Origin of the sequence: Sagittula sp. SSi028, assembly GCF_048553715.1 — a bacterium.
Lineage (GTDB): Bacteria > Pseudomonadota > Alphaproteobacteria > Rhodobacterales > Rhodobacteraceae > Sagittula.
This window is the reverse complement of sequence record NZ_JBLZNC010000051.1, coordinates 1-600: the sequence shown is the minus strand read 5'-3', so window position 1 is coordinate 600 and position 600 is coordinate 1. Positions and strand designations below refer to the sequence as shown.

General features: G+C 60.7%; 1 pseudogene. It reads left to right on the top strand.

The annotated features are described in order from the left end of the window. A pseudogene (locus tag ACN5AZ_RS18710) lies at window positions 1–600 on the top strand (IS5 family transposase); the annotation flags it as partial.

Here is a 600-nt window from a genome sequence, read left to right as displayed (position 1 = left end):
GAATATGGGCCACACAAGACATTCTACAACCGCTGGACACGTTGGAATGACAAGGGCATCTTCGCGCGGATGATGCTCGGCTTGGCCGCCGATCACGGCGAACGGAAGACCGTTATGATCGACGCAACCTATCTGAAGGCACAGCGCACAGCGCACAGCGACCAGCATGGGCGTGAAAAAGGGAGGCGTGGACGCCTGATCGGGCGAACCAAAGGCGGCATGAACCACTGCCCGGCAGGGTATTTCCGAAGGAAATGTCCCGAGAGGGGCCAAGTTGCACGCCATCTGCGACAGCCAGAGCCGCCCGCCGAGCCTGTTCGTGACCGCGGGACAAGTCAGCGACTACATCGGCGCACGGGCTTTGGTGGGCAGCCTGCCGAAAGTCGATTGGCTGCTCGGGGATCGGGGTTATGACGCCGATTGGTTCCGGGAAGCGTTGAAAGACAAAGGGATACGCGCCTGCATCCCGGGCCGACAACAGCGCAAGAAGACCGTGAAATATGATAAGCGCCGGTACAAAAGGCGCAACAGGATCGAGATCATGTTCGGCAGGCCCAAGGACTGGCGGCGTGTCGCCACGCGCTACGACCGCTGCCCAAA